The organism is Cryobacterium fucosi (assembly GCF_004403515.1).
Taxonomy (GTDB): Bacteria; Actinomycetota; Actinomycetes; order Actinomycetales; family Microbacteriaceae; genus Cryobacterium; species Cryobacterium fucosi.
In genome coordinates, this window is sequence record NZ_SOHH01000014.1 from 22,049 (window position 1) to 43,926 (window position 21,878).

The window sequence follows — 21,878 nt, forward strand, 5'->3', positions numbered from 1 at the left end:
GACTCGCGGTGCACGTCGTTGTCGGCCGCACCGGGCAGAATGGAACGTGTACCTACTCGCCGGACGAACCGGCAACGGGGAGTTCCTCGTCGTTCCGCTCGACTCGACGGGCCTGGAGACCGCGCCGGCGCGCCGGCTCTCCTTCGCCGAGTTCCTGGGCGAGGTCGTCGCGGCCGAACAGGGCTTACCGCGTTGGGTCTGGGAAGACACCTCACGGCTCTACCCGTTGTTGCTGGCCGCGGGTGTGCGGGTGCAGCGCGGGCACGACCTGCGCCTCTGCCACGCCATCCTCCGCCAGTCGGCGCTGACCTCGACGAGCGAGCTCGCCACGGCTGCCCCGAGCCGGTGGGACAGCGGCCCCGCGGCCCAGCCGGAGGCCCCCGAACCCCACTCGACCCTGTTCGACCTCGGCTTCGCCGACGACGGGCTGGACGAGGACCCGGCCGAAGACGATGCGCAGGCCGAGTTCCGGCGGCAGCTCACGGCAGTGGCCGCCTCTGCGGAGCCCGGGCGGCTCCGCCTCCTCCTCGCCGCGGAATCGGCCGGGGCCCTGATCGCGGCGGAGATGCAATTCGCCGGTCTGCCCTGGTGCACCGAGGTGCACGACCGGCTCCTCACCCGCGAGCTGGGCCCCCGGGTCGCCCCCGGCCTCCGGCCGGAAAGGCTGGAGGACCTTGCCCGCCGCATCCGTCTCGAACTGGGCGACCCCCAGGTCAACCCGGACTCCCAGCAGGACCTGCTGCGTGCCCTGCAGCGGGCCGGGCTGACGATGAGTTCGACCCGTGCCTGGGAACTGCAGAAACTCGAACACCCGGCGATCGCACCGTTGTTGGAATACAAGAAGCTCGCCCGGCTCCTCAGCGCCAACGGTTGGTACTGGATGGACACCTGGATCGTCGACGGCCGGTTCCACCCCGAGTACGTGCCCGGCGGGGTGGTGACCGGCCGCTGGGCGACCCGCGGCGGGGGAGCGCTGCAACTGCCCAGGCAGGTGCGCGGGGCCGTCATCGCCGATGACGGCTGGAAGCTCGTCGTGGCCGATGCGGCGCAACTCGAACCGCGCATCCTGGCCGCGCTGTCGGCCGACACAGCCATGGCCACCGCCGGCCGGGGCACCGACCTCTACGCCGGAATCGTCGCCAGCGGCGTCGTCGAAACCCGCGACCACGCCAAGGTGGCCATGCTCGGCGCGATGTACGGCGCGACCACGGGGGAGAGCGGGCGCCTGCTTCCCCGCCTGGCCAGGGCCTATCCTCGAGCGCTCGGACTCACCGAGACGGCGGCCAGGGCCGGCGAACGCGGTGAGGCGGTGACGACCAGGCTGGGCCGCTCCTCACCCCGGCCGGGCGAGAGCTGGCTGGCGACCCAGGCCCAGGCCCAGGCCTACCACCCAGGGGCCACGGATGCCGACGAGCGCCGGGCGCGCAGCCAGGCGAGGGACTGGGGCCGGTTCACCCGCAACTTCATCGTGCAGGGCAGCGCCGCGGAGTGGGCGCTCTGCTGGATGGCCGAGATCCGCCGGGAACTCCGCCTGCTGCAGGCGCCGGAGGGGACCGTTCCCGGGCGTTCCCCGGTTTTCACGCACGCCCCGCACCTCGTCTTCTTCCTGCACGACGAGGTCATCGTGCATACCCCCGCGGGCTTGGCGGAGGAGGTCGAGCAGATCGTGGTCCGGGCCGCGGCCACAGCAGGCCGGCACCTGTTCGGAGATTTCCCGGTCGACTTCCTGCTCACCGTTGCCACCGTCGACAGCTACGATCAGGCGAAATGAGACGGCGACGGCGCTGAACCTGCCGCCACCGGGCCGGCCGGTTCGGATTAGGCGACCGGCACGGGGCGCCGTCCGCGGCGCGGCCTCACGTCACTCAATCCTCGCTGGAACGCGTCGGCGCGCGGACCCCGCAGCGACTCCCCGGCGGAGTCCAGCCACGCGACCGCAGCCGTGGCGAGGGCGGCGCGCGCACCGGCCTCCAGCAGGTCCTGTCCGATCGGAGACGCGAGGAGCGCCGAGGACGCGGCCGCGGCCAGCCAGTGTTCGCGGTAGCGGGTGATCAGGGCAAGCGTGTCGACGTGGGGGAGCGAGGACGCGATCAGGACACGGTCCACCAGGTCGTTCCATTCCTCCCCGCGCGTGCTCTCGACGGACGTGAGCCAGTCCAGGGCTTCGGCCCGGCCCTCGGCCGTGAGGCGGTACAGCGGCAGGCCGTCGGGCGTGGCTCCGCCGGACTCGACGGCGCCCTGCTTGACGAGTCGCTCCAGGGTGCCGTAGATCTGGCCGACGTTGACCGGGCGCCGAGCGGCGGTTCGTGCCTCCAATTCGCCGTGCAATTGGAAACCGTACGCCGGTCCGATCGTGAGGATCGCCAACAGGGTGGTGCGAACGGACACTGGGCCTCCGATAGATTCCTCGATAACCATACCGAGTATGCCCAATCGGATCTGGCAAGGCCGCGCGGATCCTTGTGATTTCCCGGTTGCCTGGGGCATAATTGCGCTAGCGGCCGGAGGGTCGCACAAGTTCATATCTTCGCTGCATTGGCATCGTTTATTCAGCAGTGTTTCGTTCAGAGGTCGTTGGGGAAGACGCATCTCACAGAACGGAGGAAGAAACGATGGCGGCAACAACGATGTCGGCAACACAGGCTCGTCAGGCACCGTCTGCGCGAGGGGTGTTTTTCGTGCACTCTTCGCCGCGTGCGCTGAGCCCCCACGTCGAGTGGGCGGTCGGTCGCGTGCTCGGCGAGGCGGTGAACTTCGCCTGGTCCGACCAACCCGTGCTCAAGGGCGCCCAGCGCGCCGAGTTCTACTGGGAGGGCGCCCAGGGAACCGGCGCGATCCTGGCGTCGGCGCTTCGCGGCTGGGAACATCTGCGCTTTGAGGTGACCGAGGACGCCGGGCTCGGCAGCGACGGCGGCCGCTGGCTGCACACTCCCGACCTGGGAATCTTCTTCACCCAGACCGACACCGCCGGCAACGTGGTCATTCCGGAGGACCGGGTGCGCAGCGCCATGGAACGCGCCGGCGCGAACGCCCTCGAATTGCACCGCGAACTCCGTATCGCCCTGGGGCAGGCCTGGGACGACGAACTCGAACCGTTCCGCCACGCGAGCGACTTCAACTCCGTCGTCTGGCTGCACAAGGTCGGCTGAACGGCATCGACTGCCCGAGGATGGCGCATGGCGCGTTGACCGGTTGACTCTTCCCGGTGGCGCGTGAGCGAAATGCGAGGGATCTCAAAAGAAATGACCCCGACCGGCACCCGGTCGGGGTCATTCCGTCTGCACCAGCCGTCTGGCTAGGCCGAACGGAACCCGACGACGGCATTGTGGCCGCCGAAACCGAACGAGTTGCTGATGGCGAGGAGGTCCCCGGCCGGCAGCGCCCGCGGCGTGGTCACCACGTCGAGGGGGATGTTCGGGTCCTGGTTGGCCAGATTGATGGTCGGCGGCGCGATGCGGTCGGCGAGTGCCAGCACGGTGAAGAGCGCCTCGATCGCGCCGGCACCACCGAGCAGGTGGCCGGTCGACGCCTTGGTCGCCGAGACGGGGATGCCCTCGAGCAGGTCCCCGAAGACCAGGCGCAGCGCGTTGTATTCGGCGATGTCGCCGACCGGGGTGCTGGTGGCGTGCGCGTTGATGTGCGAGACATCCGACAGGGAGGCCCCGGCATTGTGGATGGCCGCGATCATCGCGCGGGCGGCGGCCGAGCCCTCGGGGTCAGGAGCGGTGATGTGGTACGCGTCGCTGGTGACGGCGCCGCCGACCAGCTCGGCGTAGATGCGGGCCCCGCGGGCCTTGGCGTGTTCCTCGGTTTCGACGACGAGCGCGGCGGCGCCCTCGCCCAGCACGAAGCCGTCACGGGTGATGTCGTAGGGACGGGACGCGGTCGCCGGGTCGTCGTTGCGTTTGGACAGCGCCTGCATGGCGGCGAAGGACGCGATCGGGAGCGGGTGGATCGCGGCCTCCGACCCGCCGGCGATGACGATGTCGGCGAGCCCGGCCTGGAGACGGTTGTAGGCGTTGACGAGCGACTCAGTGCTCGAGGCGCACGCGGACACGACCGTGGTGATGCCGGCGCGGGCGTGCAGGTCCATCCCGATCGCGGCTCCGGGGCCGTTCGGCATGAGCATGGGGACCGTCATCGGGAGGACCCGGCGGGGGCCGCGTTCGCGCAGCGTGTCCCAGGCATCGAGCAGGGTCCAGACCCCGCCGATGCCAGTGGCCCAATCGACGGCGAGGCGTTCGGGGTCTGCTTCGGGGGAGCCGGCATCCGCCCACGCCTCGCGCCCGGCGATCAGGGCAAACTGGCTGGAGGGGTCGAGGCGTTTCGTCTCGTGGCGGGCGAGGACCTCGGTGGAGGGAACTCTCGCCTGGGCGGCGAAGGTCACCGGAAGCTGGGTGCGGACGACCCATTCGTGGTCCAGCGTGCTGGCCCCGGATTCGCCGTTGAGGAGGGAGGCCCAGCTTTCGGCGGCGGTGCCGCCGAGCGGGGTGGTCGCACCGATGCCGGTGATAACGATCTTTTTGGTCATGACGAGACTCTCTATGAGCGTAGAAAACGGTGGGGCTGACCCACAGATCAGGCCGGTCGGCAGGCGCCGGCCGGCCTGTCCTTTGGTGGGGTTAGTCCTGTGCCTTGACGATGAAGTCGACGGCGTCGCCGACGGTTTTGAGGTTCTTGACCTCTTCGTCGGGGATCTTGACGTCGAACTTTTCTTCCGCGTTGACGACGATGGTCATCATCGAGATCGAGTCGATGTCCAGGTCGTCGGTGAACGACTTCCCCAGCTCAACCGTGTCGGCCGCGATGCCCGTCTCGTCATTAATGAGCTCGGCCAGGCCGGCAAGAACTTCTTCGGTGGACAATGCCATTTTTTTCTCCTTGGGGGTGTCTCGTTTGACCGAGATTCAGTTTAGAGGTCTTGCGGGGGATCTACGGGAGGACGACGACCTGCGCGCCGAAGACCAGGCCGGCTCCGAAGCCGATCTGGAGGGCGAGGCCGCCGCTCAGTTCCGGGTGTTCCTGGAGCAGCTGGTGGGTGGCCAGCGGGATCGAGGCCGAGGATGTGTTCCCGGTGGTGGCCACGTCGCGGGCGATGACCACGGAATCCGGGAGCCCCAGCTGCTTGGCGAATTCGTCGATGATGCGCATATTGGCCTGGTGGGGGATGAAGGCGGAGAGCTGGTCGCTCGTGATCCCGGCGGCCTCGAGGGCCTTCTTGGCGACCTTGGCCATGTCCCACACGGCCCAGCGGAAGACGGTCTGGCCCTCCTGGCGGAGGGTCGGCCACTCTGTCTCGCCCCGGCGGTATTCCTGCAGGGTGCTGTTCATGGTGATCGCGTCGGCCTTCGACCCGTCCGATCCCCAGACGGTACTGGAGATCCCCGGGTAGTCGCTCGGCCCGATGACGACGGCGCCGGCGCCGTCGCCGAGCAGGAACGAGATGCTCCGGTCGGTCGGGTCGACCAGGTCGGAGAGTTTCTCCGCGCCGACGACGAGGGCGTAGTGCGCCACGCCGGTGCGGATCAGGGCGTCGGCCTGGGCGATCGCGTAGGTGTAGCCGGCACAGGCGGCGTTCACGTCGTAGGCGGCGGCGGGGTTGGCGCCGACGCGGTCGGCCAGCACAGCGGCCATCGACGGCGTCTGGCGGCCATTGCTGATGGTGGCGACGATGACGGCGTCGATCAGTTTCGGATCGATGCCCGACTTCTCGATGGCCTCGTGCGCGGCATCCGTTGCCAGGTCCACGGCCTCGATGTCCTGGCTGGCCCGGCTGCGACTGATGATCCCGGTGCGCTGCTGGATCCACTCGTCCGAGGAGTCGATCGGCCCGATCAGTTCGGCATTGGGTACCGAAAGGTCGCCGCGGGCGGCGCCGACGGAGAGAATGCGGGTGTACTGGGGACCGTGCGACTGCTGGAGTGTTGGCTTGGTCATGTTCTCTTTCGGTCAGGCTTGGTTCTGCTGGTCGATCAGGTCGAACGCTGCGGACAGATCGTCCGGCGTCTTGATCGCAACGCTGGGCACGCCCTTGAGCGCGCGCTTGGCAAGGCCGACGAGGGCTCCCGCCGGTGCGACCTCGATGATTCCGGTCACTCCCGCGGCGGCAAAGGACGCCATGCACAGGTCCCACCGTACCGGCGAGGACACCTGCGCCACCAGCAGGTCCACGAACCGCGCGCCGCTGGACACGAGGGTTCCGTCCCGGTTCGACCAGATCGGCAGGGTGGGATCGTGGGGGTTCAGCTCGGCCGCGACCTGGGTGAGATGCTCGACGGCCGGCTGCATGTACCGGGTATGGAAGGCCCCGGCGACCTGGAGCGGGATGACCCTGGCCCGGGCAGGCGGCGCTGCGGCGAGGGCGGCGAGGGCGGCGGGCGAACCAGCGACGACAATCTGGCCGCCTCCGTTGAAATTCGCGGGCTCGAGGCCGAGTTCGTCGAGGCGGGCCAGCAGCTCTGCCTCGTCCGCACCGATCACCGCGCTCATCCCCGATGGTTCGAGGGCGGCTGCCTGCGCCATGGCGCTGCCGCGGTCGCGCACGAAGCCGACCGCCTCGGCGGGGCTCAGGATGCCGGCGCCCGCGGCGGCGGTGATCTCACCGACGGAGTGCCCGCCGATGCCGGCGATCTTGCCGCGGCGTCCACCGGCGAGGAGGGCGTCGAGGGTGAGCAGACCCGCCGCAACGATCAGCGGCTGTGCGATCTTCGTGTCGCGGATCGTGTCGGCGTCGCTGATCGTGCCGTGACGGACGAGGTCGATGCCACAGGCATCCGAGATCTCTTCCAGGCCGGCGGCGAAGCCTGCCTCGCGGAGCCACGGTTCGAGGAATCCAGGGGTTTGTGAACCCTGGCCGGGGCAGACGACAACAATCATGTTTCCAGTCTCCCAAGCCCATTTCCCGGACGGGTGTCGACTGCACACCAAGTATTCGCGAAACGTTTGTCGATAGTCACCAGATCGGACGCCGTGTTCACCTGCGCCTGGTCGAACCGTCGTGATCGCTGATCGACCCGATGATCAGGGCGGCCTGGAGGATCAGGGCCTCCCTGGCCCCGGTGGCGTCGTAGCCGATCACCTCCGACACGCGTTTGAGCCGGTAGCGCACGGTGTTGGGATGCACGAACAGCTCCCGGGCCGTGGCCTCGAGCGACCGGCCGTTGTCGAGGTAGCACCACAGGGTGGTGAGCAGTTCGGTCGAGTGCGCCTGGAGCGGACGGTAGATGCGGTGGATCAGCGTGGCCCGGGCGAGCGGGTCGCCGGCCAGGGCCCGTTCGGGCAGAAGATCGTCCGCCTGCACGGGGCGGGGGGCGTTCCGCCAGGAGCGGGCCACGGCGAACCCGGCCAGCGCGGCCTTGGCGCTCTTCGACGCGTCGACGAGGTTGGGAACCTCGTGGCCGAGCACCAGGTGGCCGGCCCCGAAGCTCGGTTCCAGCTGAACGGCGATCTCCATGAAGCTGAGGGCAGATGCCGTGCCGATGGCTTCCTCGGCATCCGTCGGTTTCGGGTGGGCCCGGCCGATGACCAGGACCAGCCGGTTGCCCTGCACCCCGATCAGCACGTCCGCGGCCATGTGCCGCGCAGAACGGCGCAGCTGGTCCACGTCGAGCATCTTCGGCGTTGTGCCGACGAGCACGCACACCTCGCCGTGACCGTGCCAGCCGAGGGCGGCGATCCGACTGGGCAGTTCGTCGTCGTACTCGCCGCTGAGGATGGAGTCGACGACGAGGGCCTCGAGGCGTACGTCCCAGAGGCCGCGCGCTTCCGCGGCCCTGGCGTAGACGTCAGCGGCCCCGAACGCGATCTCCCGGGAGTAGAGCAGGATCGCCTCCCGGAGGAGTTCGCTGCCGTCCTTGACTCGTTCCTCGACCACCTCGACGGTGACCCGGATCAGTTGCAGCGTCTGTTGCAGGCTGATCGAGCGGAGCAGTTCGCGCGGGGCCGCGCCGAAGACATCCGCCGCGATCCACGGCGTGGATCGCGGGTCGTCGAACCAGGAGATGAACGACGTGATCCCTGCCTGGGCGACCAGTCCGACGGCGGACCGGCGTCCCGGCGGCATGTCGCCATACCAGGGCAGCGTGTCCTCGAGACGCTTCAGGGTCGCCGTGGACAGCTCGCCGGAAATGGTGCGCAACCAGCTGAGCGTCTGTTCCTTCGTCTTCGGGGTGGGTGCCACGGGGGCCTTAGCTCTCGCCCCCGGCAGAGCCCGTGGTACCCGCGGTCACGTCGTACAGACGGTACTTCGCGATCGCCTGGCCGACGAGGCTGCGGTCGACCTCTCCGCGGCGGGAGAGCAGCTCGAGGGTGCGAACCACCATCGACGGTCCGTCGATCTTGAAGAAGCGCCGCGCGGCCGGCCGGGTGTCGGAGAACCCGAACCCGTCCGCGCCGAGCGTCGCGAAATCGCCGGGCACGAACTGACGGATCTGGTCGGGCACGGCGTGCATGAAGTCGGTCACGGCGACGAACGGCCCGGCGGCCCCGGCGAGCTTCTCCGTGACGTACGGGGTGCGGGGTGTCTCATCGGGGTAGAGGAAGTTGTGCTCCTCCGCGGCGATGCCGTCGCGGCGGAGCTCTGCCCAGGAGGTCACCGACCAGACATCGGCCGACACTCCCCAGTCGGCGGCGAGCAGCGCCTGCGCCTCGAGGGCCCACGGCACGGCGACGCCGGAGGCGAGGAGCTGGGCCTTCGGTCCGGTGATCGGCGAGTGGTTGATCCGGTGGATGCCGCGGACGATGCCGTCGACGTCGACCTCGTCCGGCTCGGCCGGCTGCACGGCCGGCTCGTTGTACACGGTGACGTAGTACATGACGTTCGGGTCGGGGTGCTGCCCGCCGTACATCCGCTCGAGGCCGGACCGGACGATGTGACCGATCTCGTAGCCGTAGGCCGGGTCGTAGGAGACCACGGCCGGGTTCGTCGAGGCCAGCAGGGGAGAGTGGCCGTCGGCGTGCTGGAGGCCTTCGCCGGTGAGGGTGGTGCGACCGGCTGTCGCGCCGATCATGAACCCGCGGGCCATCTGGTCGCCCGCGGCCCACATGGCGTCTCCGGTGCGCTGGAAGCCGAACATCGAGTAGAACACGTAGATCGGGATCAGCGGCTCACCCTGGGTTGCGTACGATGTGCCGACATTCGTGAAGGCGGCCATGGCGCCGGCCTCGTTGATGCCGACGTGCAGGATCTGGCCCTGCGGGCTCTCCTTGTACGCGAGCAGCTGGGCGTGGTCGACGGAGGTGTACTGCTGGCCGTTCGGGTTGTAGATCTTCGCGTTCGGGAAGAATGCGTCGATTCCGAAGGTGCGGGCCTCGTCCGGGATGATCGGGACGATCCGGTTGCCGAAGTCCTTCGCGCGGAGAAGCTCCTTGAGCAGTCGCACGAACGCCATCGTCGTGGCGATCTCCTGCGTGCCGGAACCCTTCTTCGTCGGTGCGTAGGTGGCGTCGCCCGGGAGGTTGACCTGGGTGTACTTGCTGCGGCGTTCCGGCAGGTAGCCGCCGAGCGCGCGGCGGCGTTCGTGCAGGTACTGGATGGCCTCGTCGTTGTCGTCCGGCCGGTAGTACGGCGGAAGGTACGGATTCTCCTCGAGCTGGGCATCCGTGATCGGGATGTGCGTGCTGTCGCGGAAGGTCTTCAGATTGTCGAGGGTGAACTTCTTCATCTGGTGGGTCGCGTTGCGGCCCTCGAAGCTCGGGCCGAGCGCGTAGCCCTTCACGGTCTTCGCCAGGATGACGGTCGGCTGGCCCTTGTGCTCGGATGCCGCCTTGAACGCCGCGTACACCTTGCGGTAGTCGTGGCCGCCGCGCTTGAGGTTCCAGAGTTCGTCGTCGGTGTAGCCCTCGACGAGCTTGAGCGCGCGCGGGTCGCGACCGAAGAAGTTCTCGCGGACGTACGCGCCGCTCTCGGCCTTGTAGGTCTGGTAGTCGCCGTCGGGAGTGACGTTCATCAGGTTCAGCAGGGCGCCGTCGACGTCGCGCGCCAGCAGGTCGTCCCACTCGCGGCCCCACACCACCTTGATGACGTTCCAGCCGGCGCCGCGGAAGAAGCTTTCCAGTTCCTGGATGATCTTGCCGTTGCCGCGCACGGGCCCGTCGAGGCGCTGCAGGTTGCAGTTGATGATGAAGTTGAGGTTGTCGAGGCCCTCGTTCGCGGCAACCTGCAGCTGGCCGCGGCTCTCGACCTCGTCCATCTCGCCGTCGCCGAGGAACGCCCAGACCTGCTGGTCGCTGGCGTCCTTGATGCCGCGGTTGGTGAGGTAGCGGTTCGTCTGCGCCTGGTAGATCGCGTTGATCGGTCCGAGACCCATCGAGACGGTCGGGAACTGCCAGAATTCGGGCATCAGGCGAGGATGCGGGTAGGAGGAGATCCCATTCGGCCCGTGGGACTTCTCCTGGCGGAAGCCGTCGAGCTGGTCGTGCGAGAGACGACCTTCGAGGAAGGCCCTGGCGTAGGTTCCGGGGGAGGCGTGGCCCTGGATGAAGATCTGGTCGCCGCCGCCCGGGTGGTCCTGGCCGCGGAAGAAGTGGTTGAAACCGACCTCGTAGAGAGCGGCGGAGGACGCGTAGGTGGAGATGTGCCCGCCGACGGAGATGCCGGGGCGCTGGGCGCGGTGGACGAGGACGGCGGCATTCCAGCGGATCCAGGCGCGATAGCGGCGCTCGATGTCCTCGTCGCCGGGGAAGTCCGGTTCGTTTCCGGCCGCGATCGTGTTGATGTAGTCGGTGGTCGGCACCATGGGGACGCCCAGGTGCAGTTCCTTGGACCGCTTGAGCAGGCTCAGCATGATCTCCCGGCCGCGCTGGTGTCCCTGCGCGGCGACGAGTGAATCCAGGGATTCAGACCACTCTGCGGTCTCCTGCGGGTCCGCATCCGTGCTGTTCACCGAGTACGGGTCCTGGTCGTTGACAGTCACAATCGACCTCTCTGTCCTGGGCAGACCGTTGTTCTGTTCTGCCGAATTAGGCGTGCCGGATTGCGGTCGGGTTGGACCAATGGCACTTCGCAAGCCTACAGATTCCGGCTGGGGTCCGCGCACGTCCCGCTCCGGGCTCCCCGGGGGTTCGCAGGAGGCGTTCTTGGTTCCCGCAACCGGCGGGGCTAGGCTGTGTCGCTGCGCTCCACTGCACCGGTGGGCGAGGGAAAGGAAGCGCTCGATGGCTTTGGAAAACGACACGCAGGCACCGGACTTCGAACTGGTCAACCAGTTCGGCCAGCGCATCCAGCTCAGCCAGTTCCGGGGAGCGAAATCGGTGGCGCTGGTCTTCTTCCCTCTGGCCTTCTCCGGAATCTGCAGCGGTGAGCTGTGCGAACTGCGCGACAACATCGGACTCTTCGCCGATAGCGCGGTGGAGGTGATCGGCATCTCGGTCGACTCGAAGCACACCCTGCGCGCCTGGGGCGAGCAGGAGAAGTACACGTTCAACCTCCTCGCCGATTTCTGGCCGCACGGTGCAGTTTCCAAGGAATACGGCGTGTTCCTCGAAAACAAGGGATTCGCCAACCGGGCGACATTCCTCATCGACCGACAGGGCATCATCCGGGCGAGTTTCATCACGGCCCCGGGCGAGGCCCGTTCCCTGGGTGCGTATTGGGCCGCGATCGAGGAGCTCCAGCCCGCGTGAATCCGTCGGCTCCCGCCCGTGGCGGCTCGCCACCCGGCATCGGTTATCGGCATCGGTACGTGGCCTCTGTATAGTGGTCATCGACCCGGAAGGGTCGAAGTGCAGGGGCCTTTAGCTCAGTTGGTAGAGCGCCACGTTTACACCGTGGATGTCATCGGTTCGAGCCCGGTAGGGCCCACCCCTGGACCCCGAATCCCCGACCGGTTCACGGAGCGGAGCCGGACACCCGAGCGTGTACCCGGCATCGCCGACTTCACCTTGGCCGTGGGCGGCGATACGCTGGCTCTAGTGCGGTCATCCGCGTCGCTCCCAGCCAGTACGGAAGCCATTCGCTCCTTCGAAGAGCTGAGAGGGTCGTGACGGCCAATGTTTCCATGGCTCCCAGCTGGAACCCGCATGCGATTCGTCAGTTCGATGCCGGGGCGGGGGGCATGATGCCGTCGTCTGGCCGGCGAGTGTTCGCCGCAGCGTCCCGGGAGCTTTCCGATCCCGATCACGTCAATTCCGATCTCTGCCGGCCGTTCCTCCGCACTCTCCCGATCACGGGCGCCGCGATTTCGACCCTCGGCCCCCCGTTCGGAACTGAAACCGTCTGCGCGAGCGACGACAGGGCCGCTCAGATCGACGAGTTCCAGTTCGACCTCGGCGAGGGGCCGTGCTGGGAGGCTCTGTCAACCCGGCGTCCGGTGATCAGTGCCGACATCAGGAACCCGTCGGCAGCCTGGCCGATGTTCGTCCGGGCCATTGAAGCAACGGACATCGGGGGGCTGTTCGCCTTCCCCATGTTCATCGGATCGCTCAACATCGGGGCGGTCGACCTCTACTCCACCCGGCCGGGCAACCTGTCCATGTCGCAGATCGATGATGCCTCCGCGCTGGTGGCCCTGGCCGCTCGCCAGGTACTCCGGCGAGCATTGCTGGCTCGTCCGGGAGTGCCCGACGCGATCGACGACGAGGGGTATTCGCGGCGGCTGGTGCACCAGGCGACCGGGATGCTGTTGGCGCAGCTCGACCTCCCGGCGGCGGATGCACTGCTCGTGCTACGCGGCTATGCTTTTTCTCACGGACGGACGGTTCGCGACGTTGCAACTGATGTAGTGGCGCGGAAGATCACTTTTCCGGCAGAATACGACGGCTCCTAGTGCGTCCTCCTTTTAGAATGGGTTCATGGTGACCAAGACACGTGAGGGTCAACTGGTTGAGACCTTCGTCACTTTGGCGGACACACTCGTCGTCGGCTACGACATCGTCGACCTGTTGCACACACTCGTCGACAAGTGCGCCCTTCTGTTCGAGGCGTCCGCCGTCGGCATCATCCTTTCGGCCGGCGAAAACGATGAACTCGAGGTTGTCGCCTCGACAAACGAGCGCAGCCGTCTCGTCGAGATCCTCCAGCTTCGGGCGGGGAACGGCCCGTGTGTCGAGTGTTACACGACGGGCAAGCCCGTTGCGATCCCCGACCTCGACGTCGTCGCTCCCAAATGGCCCAGATTTCGTGCCGGGGCTCTCGAATTGGGCTTCAAGTCGATGCATTCCGTTCCCCTCCGTCTTCGGCAGACGACCATCGGTTCGCTCAACCTCTTCTGGGACCGGCTCGGTGGCCTGGGAGCGGACGATCTCCTGACCGTGCAGGCCCTGGCCGACACGGCCACCATCGGCATCCTGCAGGAACGGGCCCTGCGCGAGAGCGGCGTCGCGCGGGCGCAGTTGCAGCACGCGCTCAACAGCCGGGTACTGATCGAGCAGGCAAAGGGCGTCGTGGCGTACACCCGCAACTCGAACATGGAGGAAGCCTTCGATGTGCTGAGGTCCTATGCCCGGAACAACGGCCTGCCACTCGTCGACGTGGCCGACGGCGTCGTCAACCGCACCCTGGCCCTCTGAACGCCCCCGGCACTCGCTAGCCGGCCTGGATCGGCTTATACTGAGTTTGCGCCCCAGACCCTGGCAGCACCGCCATTCGGTGAGCTTGGGAGGGTCGACCATGAAACGCATTTTTCACCCGGGGGGCTCAGTCGTCACGGGCAGCGCTCTCGCCGACGCCGTGATGGACTACGCGGAGTCGCTGAGCGGCCGCAGCCAGGTCGACATGGTCGACATCCCCGTTCTCACCGACGGGGGTTTGCCGGGCCGGGCCCAGTTCCTGATCGGGGCGTCCAGCCAGCTCATGAGTGTGACGAGCGAGCCGGTTCTCCGCGAACTCGTCGAAGGCAGGACCACCGACGATCTGCGCCGCCGCGCGCTCGTCGGCACGGATGCCGCGCTGGTCGGCTGGACCGGCGACGGTCTCGACTCTCCGCAGTTCGACGAGTTCGACTACTGATCCTTCCCCACGCCCTGGTTGAACCCGAACGCGCCCTCGACTCGGCCGGGACGTTGGCCTCTATCCGTCCCTGACGTGGTCGAAGAGCATGGTTCCGTTGCCGGGCAGCGGAGGAGCGCATGATGAACAAGCGGATTGTGGTCGGACTGAGCGGACGGCCGACGGACGAGGGCGCCATGCGATGGGCTCTCGGCTACGCCGCGCCGCGCCGGTTGGAGGTCGATCTGGTGCATGTGGTCGACGAAACCTGGGGAGAAATCCCGGCCGGGTTCCGGGGATCTGCCCGGGCCCAGGCGGAGACCGAACTGGCCAGGGACGTGGCCGAGGCCGTCCGCCGGGAGCCGGGCCTCGTCATCCACTCCACTGTGCTCGTCGGTTCCCCGACCTCGGCCCTGGCGAAGAGGGCTGCGGGCGCGGAACTCCTGGTCGTCGGCTCCCACGCCCTCGGCCGGTTCCGCGACTACGTGTTCAGCACCCGCGCCGCCCAGATCGCGGCGCGCGCACCCGGATCGGTGGTTGTGGTCCCGGAGCGGACGCAATCCCCGGGGCGCGGCGTAGTGGTGGGGGTGGATGGGTCTGATTTGTCGCTGGCCGCAGTGCGGTTCGCTGCCGAGGAGGCCGACCGGCACGGTGAGCCGCTGACCGCGGTGTACTGCTGGAGCGCGCCGACCCCATGGACGGCGGAGACCGCGGTGATCGACTGGCCGATGGAGCCGGACGACTCCGACCGTCTCGTGCTGGCCGAGGCCGTCGCCGGGCTGGCCGCGCAGTATCCCGACCTCGATCTCGACCTCCGCCTTGAACTCGGACTGCCCTCGGAGACATTGGCCAGGGTCGCCGCCGGCGCCAGGCTGCTGGTGGTCGGCAGCCATGGACGACACGGCCTGCAGCGGTTCTGGCTCGGCTCGGTCAGCCAGGTGATCGTCCTCACGATGCCCTGCCCCGTGGCGGTGATCAGGCCCGCACCGAGTGAGGCCGCGTCGAGAGCGGCCGAATCGGGCGCGACCGCGTCGGGCGAATCCTCATCGGCCTGAAGTTCCTGAACCGCGGCGCCGCCAACGCGCTAGCAGCGGAATCGGTAATGGTCGCGTCAGGCGTCGCGGGCAACGAGCACGGGCACCGTGATGTTCATCAGCACGTCGTGGGTGACGGAACCGATCACGGACTGGGTCGCCGCGTGGGGGTGGGAGACTCCGAGCACCAGCAGCGAAGCGCCGTTCCCGGCGTCGAGGAGAGCCTCCGCGGGTTCCCGGTGTACCAGCCGGCGACGCACCGTGGTCTCAGGTGCGGCCTGGGCGGCGCGCTCCGCAGCCTCAGCGAGGAGCCGTTGCGCCGTACCCGTGCTGCTCGGCAGGTCGGCTGACCGGAGCACGTGGCTCACCGGCGGGGCGTGAACCAGTAACAGCTCCTGGCCCAGGCGGGCGGCCTCGCGCGCCCCGCGAACCACGGCCGCGGCCGACCCGTCGAAACGGTCGACGCCGACGACGACCCCCCGCCGGGTGTCGAAGGTGGTGTCGGGCACGACCGCCACCGAGCAGCGGGCGGCCGCAGCCACCTGCACACTCCGCGAGCCGAGCACACGCCCGTGCAGGAAACCGGTCTTGTGGGTTCCGACGACCAGGAGGTCGTCGGCGGACGGCAGGCCGGCCAGGGTCCAGGCGGGGCTGCCGTGCACGATCCGGGCGCCAACATCCACCCCGGGATACCGGCGCACCGCGTCTGCCAGCTCGACGGCGAGCAGTTCCCGGGCCCGACGCTCGGCCTCGGCAGCGTAGCCGGCGCCGAGCAGACCCCATTCATCGTCTATGACATGGACGAGGACGACCGGGTTGCTGTCTCCGGCCGCCCGGGCGAGTGCCCAGCGGATGGCCGCGCGACTCGGGCCGGATCCGTCCGCGCCGATGAAGCAGGTGGTCACGGCTCCACCCGGTCCGGCAGGCGTTCCGGTCGCGGGATGACCGCCACGGGGCAGGTGAGGTTGAGCAGCACGTCGTGGCTGACCGAACCCAGGAACAGACTGCCGACCGCGCCACGACCGTGCGTGCCGACCACGACCAGTTCTGCCTCCCCTGACGCGTCGACGAGGACCATGGCCGCGGGTCCCTGTTCGAGCACTTCCCTGACCTCCAGCCCGGGGTGCGCGGTGCGCACGCGCCCGGCGGCTTCGGCGAGGATCGCGGCGTGCGCGTCACGGAGCTCGTCGAACGGGATGACCGCGCCGTATTCGACCGCAACAGTGGCCGGTATCGACCACGCGTGGATGATGTCGAGGACGCGTCCCAGGCGGGTCGCCTCGGCTGCGGCGAAGGACAGTGCGACCTCGGCCGTGGCGTCGTCCTCCAGTCCGACAACGACGGTCCCGGCCGTCGGGTTCCAGGTGGCAGGCACGACAACCACCGGGCAGTGCGAGTGTGCGGCGAGACGCAGCGGAAGAGTCCCGTAGACGGCCCCGGCGAGGAACCCGGTCTTGTTCGTGCCGATGACCAGCAGGTCCGCGGATGCCGATGCCCTGACCAGTTCGTCGGCCGGGACTCCACGCCGCACGTAGCTCGTCTTCTTGATGTCGGGAACCTCATGTTCCACCCGCTGGGTCGCGTCGGAGAGCGCCCGTTCGTAGATCGGTCGAAAGTCGTCGTCGGGCCCGCCCGCGGGGGCCCAGCCCAAGTCGACGACGGTCGTCAGTTCCAGGCTGATGGGCAGGACCTTCGCCCGTTCGAGGGCCCAATCGAGGGCGGCCGTGCTGGCCGGGCCCCCGTCGACGGCAACGACGACTCTTTCGACCATGACCGGGCTCCGTTCCATCCTGGAAAATCGAACGACTCTCTCGATGTCACCAAGGCTCGCAGGCTGAACCTGACCGGGGAAGGGCCGAACGTCCCACGCGAGTAGACTCCCTGCAACGGACCGAGAGGCGGACCACGGCCATGCCCCCTGAACCCATCCTCGGCACCGTGACCGGCCGGATTCCCCGGACCTCGGCCACTGAGTCGGAGGTTCGCCTGCGTAGCCTGCTCCAGGCCAGCCAGTCCGTTGTGGAGCAACTGGAGCTTTCCTCGGTTCTGCGACGCATCGTCGACGTCGCGGTCGAACTCGTGGGGGCGCGCTACGGCGCCCTCGGCGTGATCGCGCCGAACGGCGGTCTTGAGCAGTTCATCCACGTCGGCATGCCGGATGGCCTGGCCGAACGGATCGGCCACCTGCCGGTCGGCCTGGGTCTGCTCGGCGCCCTGATCGACGAGCCGCAACCGATCCGGCTGGCCAGGCTGGGGGACGACGACCGTTCCGTCGGTTTCCCGGACGGCCACCCCGCGATGGACGGCTTCCTGGGGGTTCCCGTGCGGGTTCGCGGGGCGGTCTTTGGAAATCTCTACCTGACCGAGCCGGCATCGGGCGCGTTCACGGGCGAAGACGAGGAGTTGCTTTGCGTGCTCGCGGCCACCGCCGGAATCGCGATCGAGAACGCACGTCTGTTCGACGAGACCCAGCGGCACCAGCGGTGGTCGGCCGGCACCGCCGAGATCAGCGCGGCGCTGCTGTCGGAACGCGCCGACGACCCGCGGGCGCTGCTTGCCGATCGGCTGGGGGCGATCGCGGGTGCCGACCTCGTCTGCGTCGTCGTGCCGGGAAGCCCCGAGACTCTCCTGGTGGACACCGCACGCGGCGCGCTCGCCGATCAGGTCCGCGGGCTCGTCTTCCCGGCATCCGCTGCGGTGTGCGGGCGGGCGCTGGAAAGCGGTCAGCCCTTCCTGACCTACGGCGCGGCGGGGCATCCGGACGAGGTGATCCTGATCGGGCCGACAATGGTGATTCCGCTACGGACGGCCGGTCGGCCCTACGGCGTCCTGACGGCGTCCCGCCGGGCGGGGCGACCTGGCTTCTCGCCCGGCGAGCTGGAGATGGCAGCGGATTTCGTCGGGCAGGCCGGTGTCGCACTCGAACTGGCCCGCGGCCGGGCGGTGCGACAGCGACTGGCCGTTCTCGAGGACCGCAGCCGGATCGCCCGGGACCTGCATGACCAGGTGATCCAGAGGCTGTTCGCCGCGGGGCTGGGGCTGCAGGCCATCGCCCGCACGGTTGTCGAGCCGGACCTCAGATACAGGATCCTCGCCCAGGTCGACGCGCTCGACGACGCCATCGCCGAGATCCGGACGGCCATCTTCGCCCTCTCGGCCCAGATCCACCCCGACCGGCCGTCGGTCCGGCACCGAATCCTCGACCTGCTCGCCGAACTCGGCCCGCTCTTCGAGCATCCCCCGCGGATCACCTTCTCCGGCCCGATCGACCTGCTCACCCCGGACGCGCTGGCGGACGACCTCGTGGCTGTCCTCCGTGAGGGGCTGACCAATGTTCTCCGGCACGCCGGGGCACGCGAGTCAACGGTGTCCGTCGGGGTCGCCGGCGACACCATCACGGTCGACATCGTCGACGACGGGGTCGGGCCAGCGGGGGCCGTCACGTCAAGCGGCCTGGCCAACCTTGCGGAGCGCGCCCGACGCTGGCATGGCGCCCTCGCCCTGACCGGGATCGACGCGGGGGGATGTCTTCTCCGGTGGAGCGCGCGGCTGACCGGCGAACGGGAAGGACCGGCACAATGATCCGGATATTCCTGGTCGACGACCACGAGGTCGTGCGCCGAGGCATTGCCGACCTGATCAATGCGGAAGCCGATCTGGAGGTCGTGGGGGAGGCGTCGACGGCCAGGCAGGCGGTGGCGCGGCTCGCCGCGACGCTGCCGGACGTTGCCGTTCTCGATGTGCGCCTGCCCGACGGCAGCGGGATCGACGTCTGCCGTGCGATCAGGTCCAAGAACCCGACGGTTCAGTGCCTGATCTTCACCGCGTTCGACGACGACGAGGCCACGTATGCCGCGGTGCTGGCCGGGGCGTCCGGCTACGTCCTCAAAGACATCCGCGGCCAGCGGCTGATCGAGAGCATCCGACGGGTGGCCCTGGGCGAGACCCTGGTCACCCGGGCGGTGGCGGCGCACGTGGTCACCTCGCTCGGGGCCGATCGGGCCGAACCGGCGGCGACCCTCACCGCCAGGGAGCGCCAGGTCCTGGAGCTCATCTCGCGGGGTCTGACCAACCGTCAGATCGGCGAGCAGCTCGACCTCGCCGAGAAGACGGTCAAGAACTACGTCTCCGGACTGCTCGGAAAACTCGGGATGCAGAGGCGCACCCAGGCAGCCGTGTACGGCGCCGAACTGCACAACCGCGAACCGGCCGCGAGGGAAGGGGTTCGGGCCTTCGGTCCCGGTACGCTGGCCGAATGAAGTCAGAGCGCATCGAGCCGATCCTTCCCGGCCCCGGGCAGGAATCGGTCTGGGACTACCCGCGTCCGCCCCGAATCGAGCGGAGCACGCAGCACGTGGTGATCAGGCTGGGCGGCACAGTGATCGCGGACACAACCGACGCGGTGAGGGTCCTCGAAACCAGCCACCCGCCGGTCTACTACCTGCCGCGCACGGCGTTCCGTCCTGGCAGTCTCGTGCCCGCCGCCGGGCGGTCGATCTGCGAGTACAAGGGCCAGGCCGCCTATCTGTCCGTTGTCGCTCGCGGCCGGCGCGAGGACGCCGCGGCCTGGACCTATCCGGCGCCGTGGAGCGGCTATGAGGAACTCGCCGACCGGGTGGCCGTCTACCCGGGCCGGATGGACTCGTGCACGGTGGACGGCGAAGCCGTCCGCCCCCAACCGGGCGACTTCTACGGCGGGTGGATCACGTCGCGGGTGGTCGGTCCGTTCAAGGGTGACCCCGGCACGCGCGGCTGGTGAGTCCCCTGGCCGGGATTTGTCTGGTCCTCGGCGCGGCCACCCAGGTCTGACGCAATCCCGACGAAAAACCTGAGGATTCTTCGGTAGAATCGGGTCATGCCCGAGTTCGCCTCGACGGGGCAGGATCCCCTCGCATCACCCGGCCCAGAGCCAGCCGGCCCAGAGCCAGCCGGCCCAGAGCCAGCCGGCCCAGAGCCAGCCGGCCCAGAGCCAGCCGGCCCTGGCCGGCCTCAAGGTGGTGTCGATGATGGTCTTGCGGCTGTGACGGGATCCCATCCGGTGCTTCCGGCCGGGGTGGACGAGGACCTGCCCGACGACGCGGACGATGTGTCGGGCGCGGTCTCGCCGCCACGAGCCAGCCCGCGGCTTGAACCTGAGGCGAGCGTGATCCACGGTGCGCCGCGCCGCCGTGGGCTTCGCCGCTGGTGGCCGCCGCGCTGAGGCGCCGCGGCATCCCACCCGTCCGCGATGTGCCGGGTCACCCGGAAGGCGGCTGACCCCGGCCGACGGTAGGCTGGCGACGTGTCATTTTCGCTCGCCGCAGTCACCCGCACCGTCCACGAATTGTGGCCGCTGGCCGGGGCAGAAAGCTGGGACGCGCCCGGCCTGGCCAGCGGGGATCCCGCACGCGGCATCGAGGCCATTCACCTCGCGGTCGACGCCGTGGCACTCACCGTCGACGAGGCCATCGAGACCGGAACCGACCTCCTGCTGGTGCACCATCCGTTGCTTCTTCGAGGGGTCACGTCGGTCGCCGCCGACCGGTACAAGGGCGCACTCCTCAGCCGCCTGATCCGGGCCGATTGTGCTCTGCTCGCCGCGCACACCAACGCGGACGTCGTCGCCGACGGCGTTTCGGACATCCTCGCCCGCCGCCTCGGGCTCATCGACACCCGACCGATCTCCGGAGGGTCAGTGCCCGGAACGGGCATCGGCCGGGTGGGCCGACTCGAACAGCCGACCACGCTGGGCGCGCTGGCCCGCCGGGTCGCCGATCTTCTGCCCGCCACCGCGTCAGGAGTACGGGTGTCCGGCGACTACGGCAGCACGGTCGAGACCGTGTCCGTGTGCGGCGGCGCCGGGGACTCGCTCCTCGGCACCCCCGCCGTGGTCGGGAGCGACGTGTATGTCACCGCGGACCTGCGGCACCATCCGGCGTCCGAGGCTCGCGAGCAGGCCCGCCTCAACGGAAACACCCCGGCCCTGATGGACGTGTCACACTGGGCCAGCGAATGGCTGTGGCTGGACACCGCGGCCGACGTGCTCCGGGCGGCGCTGCCCGGGGTGCGCGTGACCGTCAGCGACCTCCGCACCGATCCGTGGGACTTCGTCATCGTGCAGTAGCCTGCCCAGAACTCACCATCCCGTTCACATTCACTACCGCAACCCAATAACCCGAAGGTCAGGACACAAGTGAAGGCATCTCCCGTAGAACAGAAGGAGCTTCTCCGGCTTCAGGCCCTCGACATCAGGCTGCAGCAGGTCGAGCACCAGACGAAGGCGCTCCCGCAGCACGCCGAGCTCAAGGAACTCGCCGCCACCGCCGACAAGACGCGGATGACCCTCGGCACCCGCGCCGGCGCCGCGGAGGACATCCGAATCGAACTGCACCGGATCGAGTCGGATGTCGACGTGGTCGAGAAACGGATCGCCCGAGACTCCGACCGGGTGCAGCACACCTCCTCGGTGAAGGACGTCCAGGCGCTGGAGACCGAGCTCGTCGCGCTCCGCAAACGCCTCCTGGCGCTCGAGGAAATCGAGATCGCGGTCATGGAACGGCTCGAGGAGGCCGAGACCGCCGTCGCCGAGGTGGAAGCCGAACGCGATGCTATCGCCGTTCGGGTCGCCGACGCCGAGAAGGCCCGTGACCTGAGTCTCGACGACCTGAACCGTCAACTCGGCGAGTTGCGTCGTGACCGTGCTGCCATCGCCGGCAGCATCACGGACGACCTGGCTGCGCTCTACGAGAAGCGGTTAGTGTCGGGGCGAGGCAACGCGGCCGCTCTGCTGCGCGCCCGCACCTGCAGCGGTTGCACGATCACGCTGACCGGCAGCGACCTGGACGCAGTCCGTTCGTCGCCGGCCGACGAGGTGCTGTTCTGCCCGGACTGCGGCGCCATCCTCGTTCGCACGGAGGAGTCCGGGATCTGAGTCGGGGATC

At 68.8% G+C, this 21,878-nt stretch carries 22 protein-coding genes and 1 tRNA gene; 13 read left to right on the forward strand and 10 right to left on the reverse strand.

Going from position 1 to position 21,878, the window contains the following annotated elements:
* Window positions 1-46 precede the first annotated feature (46 nt).
* Window positions 47-1,771, forward strand: coding sequence for a bifunctional 3'-5' exonuclease/DNA polymerase (locus E3T48_RS00955; RefSeq protein WP_241986503.1), 1,725 nt, complete (start codon window positions 47-49; stop codon window positions 1,769-1,771).
* Between the two features lie 47 nt (window positions 1,772-1,818).
* Here the strand turns inward: E3T48_RS00955 and E3T48_RS00960 are convergent, their stop codons facing one another.
* Window positions 1,819-2,388 carry a PadR family transcriptional regulator gene (locus E3T48_RS00960; RefSeq protein ID WP_166789582.1) on the reverse strand — a complete coding sequence of 190 codons (570 nt, stop codon included), beginning with the start codon at window positions 2,386-2,388 and terminating at the stop codon, window positions 1,819-1,821.
* A gap of 239 nt (window positions 2,389-2,627) precedes the next feature.
* Here E3T48_RS00960 and E3T48_RS00965 point away from each other — a divergent pair, with 239 nt between their 5' ends.
* Window positions 2,628-3,149: a DUF3145 domain-containing protein gene (locus E3T48_RS00965; protein ID WP_134522049.1), complete on the forward strand. Its 522-nt coding sequence runs from the start codon at window positions 2,628-2,630 to the stop codon at window positions 3,147-3,149.
* A 146-nt stretch (window positions 3,150-3,295) separates the two neighbouring features.
* Here the strand turns inward: E3T48_RS00965 and E3T48_RS00970 are convergent, their stop codons facing one another.
* From E3T48_RS00970 to aceE, 6 genes are all read right to left on the reverse strand, one after another.
* Window positions 3,296-4,531 (reverse strand): beta-ketoacyl-[acyl-carrier-protein] synthase family protein, encoded by a 1,236-nt coding sequence (locus E3T48_RS00970; protein ID WP_134522015.1) that lies wholly within the window; start codon window positions 4,529-4,531, stop codon window positions 3,296-3,298.
* A gap of 91 nt (window positions 4,532-4,622) precedes the next feature.
* On the reverse strand, window positions 4,623-4,871 hold the full coding sequence (locus E3T48_RS00975) for an acyl carrier protein (protein WP_134506361.1): 249 nt from the start codon (window positions 4,869-4,871) through the stop codon (window positions 4,623-4,625).
* 61 nt (window positions 4,872-4,932) lie between these two features.
* The gene (locus E3T48_RS00980; protein WP_134522016.1) at window positions 4,933-5,937 is read right to left on the reverse strand and encodes a beta-ketoacyl-ACP synthase III; all 1,005 of its coding nucleotides are present in this window, start codon (window positions 5,935-5,937) and stop codon (window positions 4,933-4,935) included.
* A gap of 12 nt (window positions 5,938-5,949) precedes the next feature.
* Window positions 5,950-6,876: an ACP S-malonyltransferase gene (locus tag E3T48_RS00985; RefSeq protein ID WP_134522017.1), complete on the reverse strand. Its 927-nt coding sequence runs from the start codon at window positions 6,874-6,876 to the stop codon at window positions 5,950-5,952.
* A gap of 97 nt (window positions 6,877-6,973) precedes the next feature.
* The gene (locus E3T48_RS00990; protein WP_241986505.1) at window positions 6,974-8,179 is read right to left on the reverse strand and encodes a PucR family transcriptional regulator; all 1,206 of its coding nucleotides are present in this window, start codon (window positions 8,177-8,179) and stop codon (window positions 6,974-6,976) included.
* 7 nt (window positions 8,180-8,186) lie between these two features.
* Entirely contained in the window at window positions 8,187-10,913 is a 2,727-nt protein-coding gene (aceE, locus tag E3T48_RS00995; protein ID WP_134522019.1) for a pyruvate dehydrogenase (acetyl-transferring), homodimeric type, read from the reverse strand.
* Between the two features lie 241 nt (window positions 10,914-11,154).
* Here aceE and E3T48_RS01000 point away from each other — a divergent pair, with 241 nt between their 5' ends.
* From E3T48_RS01000 to E3T48_RS01025, 6 genes are all read left to right on the forward strand, one after another.
* On the forward strand, window positions 11,155-11,622 hold the full coding sequence (locus E3T48_RS01000; protein WP_134522020.1) for a peroxiredoxin: 468 nt from the start codon (window positions 11,155-11,157) through the stop codon (window positions 11,620-11,622).
* A gap of 105 nt (window positions 11,623-11,727) precedes the next feature.
* A tRNA-Val gene (locus E3T48_RS01005) sits at window positions 11,728-11,800 on the forward strand.
* A gap of 196 nt (window positions 11,801-11,996) precedes the next feature.
* Complete coding sequence (locus tag E3T48_RS01010; protein ID WP_241986507.1) at window positions 11,997-12,764, forward strand: GAF and ANTAR domain-containing protein; 768 nt, start codon at window positions 11,997-11,999, stop codon at window positions 12,762-12,764.
* 25 nt (window positions 12,765-12,789) lie between these two features.
* On the forward strand, window positions 12,790-13,506 hold the full coding sequence (locus E3T48_RS01015; protein WP_134522021.1) for a GAF and ANTAR domain-containing protein: 717 nt from the start codon (window positions 12,790-12,792) through the stop codon (window positions 13,504-13,506).
* A gap of 100 nt (window positions 13,507-13,606) precedes the next feature.
* Window positions 13,607-13,945 (forward strand): hypothetical protein, encoded by a 339-nt coding sequence (locus E3T48_RS01020; RefSeq protein WP_134522022.1) that lies wholly within the window; start codon window positions 13,607-13,609, stop codon window positions 13,943-13,945.
* 122 nt (window positions 13,946-14,067) lie between these two features.
* A complete protein-coding gene (locus tag E3T48_RS01025) occupies window positions 14,068-14,979 on the forward strand; it encodes a universal stress protein (protein WP_166789583.1) in 912 nt (303 codons plus the stop codon).
* Between the two features lie 56 nt (window positions 14,980-15,035).
* On the opposite strand, the gene E3T48_RS01030 is transcribed toward E3T48_RS01025, so the two are convergent.
* Together E3T48_RS01030 and E3T48_RS01035 are read right to left on the reverse strand one after the other, a co-directional pair.
* Window positions 15,036-15,863, reverse strand: a complete 828-nt coding sequence (locus E3T48_RS01030) for a universal stress protein (RefSeq protein WP_134522024.1) — start codon at window positions 15,861-15,863, stop codon at window positions 15,036-15,038.
* Window positions 15,860-16,729, reverse strand: coding sequence for a universal stress protein (locus tag E3T48_RS01035; protein WP_166789584.1), 870 nt, complete (start codon window positions 16,727-16,729; stop codon window positions 15,860-15,862). The genes E3T48_RS01030 and E3T48_RS01035 overlap by 4 nt, the downstream gene beginning before the upstream one ends.
* A 140-nt stretch (window positions 16,730-16,869) precedes the next feature.
* Here E3T48_RS01035 and E3T48_RS01040 point away from each other — a divergent pair, with 140 nt between their 5' ends.
* The 3 genes from E3T48_RS01040 to E3T48_RS01050 are packed head-to-tail and all read left to right on the forward strand — an operon-like array spanning window position 16,870 to window position 19,717.
* A complete protein-coding gene (locus E3T48_RS01040) occupies window positions 16,870-18,540 on the forward strand; it encodes a sensor histidine kinase (protein ID WP_134522026.1) in 1,671 nt (556 codons plus the stop codon).
* Complete coding sequence (locus E3T48_RS01045; protein ID WP_134522027.1) at window positions 18,537-19,217, forward strand: response regulator; 681 nt, start codon at window positions 18,537-18,539, stop codon at window positions 19,215-19,217. Before E3T48_RS01040 ends, E3T48_RS01045 begins: the two co-directional genes overlap by 4 nt.
* Window positions 19,214-19,717 carry a DUF427 domain-containing protein gene (locus E3T48_RS01050; RefSeq protein ID WP_134522028.1) on the forward strand — a complete coding sequence of 168 codons (504 nt, stop codon included), beginning with the start codon at window positions 19,214-19,216 and terminating at the stop codon, window positions 19,715-19,717. Before E3T48_RS01045 ends, E3T48_RS01050 begins: the two co-directional genes overlap by 4 nt.
* A gap of 135 nt (window positions 19,718-19,852) precedes the next feature.
* Here E3T48_RS01050 and E3T48_RS16585 read toward each other — a convergent pair whose 3' ends face one another.
* Complete coding sequence (locus E3T48_RS16585; RefSeq protein ID WP_166789585.1) at window positions 19,853-19,993, reverse strand: hypothetical protein; 141 nt, start codon at window positions 19,991-19,993, stop codon at window positions 19,853-19,855.
* Between the two features lie 246 nt (window positions 19,994-20,239).
* Here E3T48_RS16585 and E3T48_RS01060 point away from each other — a divergent pair, with 246 nt between their 5' ends.
* Window positions 20,240-21,061: a Nif3-like dinuclear metal center hexameric protein gene (locus E3T48_RS01060; protein ID WP_134522029.1), complete on the forward strand. Its 822-nt coding sequence runs from the start codon at window positions 20,240-20,242 to the stop codon at window positions 21,059-21,061.
* Window positions 21,062-21,130: 69 nt separating this feature from the next.
* A complete protein-coding gene (locus tag E3T48_RS01065) occupies window positions 21,131-21,868 on the forward strand; it encodes a zinc ribbon domain-containing protein (protein WP_134522030.1) in 738 nt (245 codons plus the stop codon).
* Window positions 21,869-21,878: the final 10 nt, after the last annotated feature.

What these genes read in the sequence shown, in the direction of transcription:
- E3T48_RS01025 (WP_166789583.1), top strand. Translation starts at nt 14,068, where the DNA reads ATGAACAAGCGGATTGTGGTCGGACTGAGCGGACGGCCGACGGACGAG.
- E3T48_RS00970 (WP_134522015.1), bottom strand. Translation starts at nt 4,531, where the DNA reads ATGACCAAAAAGATCGTTATCACCGGCATCGGTGCGACCACCCCGCTC.
- E3T48_RS16585 (WP_166789585.1), bottom strand. Translation starts at nt 19,993, where the DNA reads ATGGGATCCCGTCACAGCCGCAAGACCATCATCGACACCACCTTGAGG.
- E3T48_RS01010 (WP_241986507.1), top strand. Translation starts at nt 11,997, where the DNA reads ATGGCTCCCAGCTGGAACCCGCATGCGATTCGTCAGTTCGATGCCGGG.
- E3T48_RS01045 (WP_134522027.1), top strand. Translation starts at nt 18,537, where the DNA reads ATGATCCGGATATTCCTGGTCGACGACCACGAGGTCGTGCGCCGAGGC.
- E3T48_RS00975 (WP_134506361.1), bottom strand. Translation starts at nt 4,871, where the DNA reads ATGGCATTGTCCACCGAAGAAGTTCTTGCCGGCCTGGCCGAGCTCATT.
- E3T48_RS01000 (WP_134522020.1), top strand. Translation starts at nt 11,155, where the DNA reads ATGGCTTTGGAAAACGACACGCAGGCACCGGACTTCGAACTGGTCAAC.
- E3T48_RS01050 (WP_134522028.1), top strand. Translation starts at nt 19,214, where the DNA reads ATGAAGTCAGAGCGCATCGAGCCGATCCTTCCCGGCCCCGGGCAGGAA.
- E3T48_RS00965 (WP_134522049.1), top strand. Translation starts at nt 2,628, where the DNA reads ATGTCGGCAACACAGGCTCGTCAGGCACCGTCTGCGCGAGGGGTGTTT.
- E3T48_RS00985 (WP_134522017.1), bottom strand. Translation starts at nt 6,876, where the DNA reads ATGATTGTTGTCGTCTGCCCCGGCCAGGGTTCACAAACCCCTGGATTC.
- E3T48_RS01040 (WP_134522026.1), top strand. Translation starts at nt 16,870, where the DNA reads ATGCCCCCTGAACCCATCCTCGGCACCGTGACCGGCCGGATTCCCCGG.
- E3T48_RS01020 (WP_134522022.1), top strand. Translation starts at nt 13,607, where the DNA reads ATGAAACGCATTTTTCACCCGGGGGGCTCAGTCGTCACGGGCAGCGCT.
- E3T48_RS01015 (WP_134522021.1), top strand. Translation starts at nt 12,790, where the DNA reads ATGGTGACCAAGACACGTGAGGGTCAACTGGTTGAGACCTTCGTCACT.
- E3T48_RS00980 (WP_134522016.1), bottom strand. Translation starts at nt 5,937, where the DNA reads ATGACCAAGCCAACACTCCAGCAGTCGCACGGTCCCCAGTACACCCGC.
- E3T48_RS01035 (WP_166789584.1), bottom strand. Translation starts at nt 16,729, where the DNA reads ATGGTCGAAAGAGTCGTCGTTGCCGTCGACGGGGGCCCGGCCAGCACG.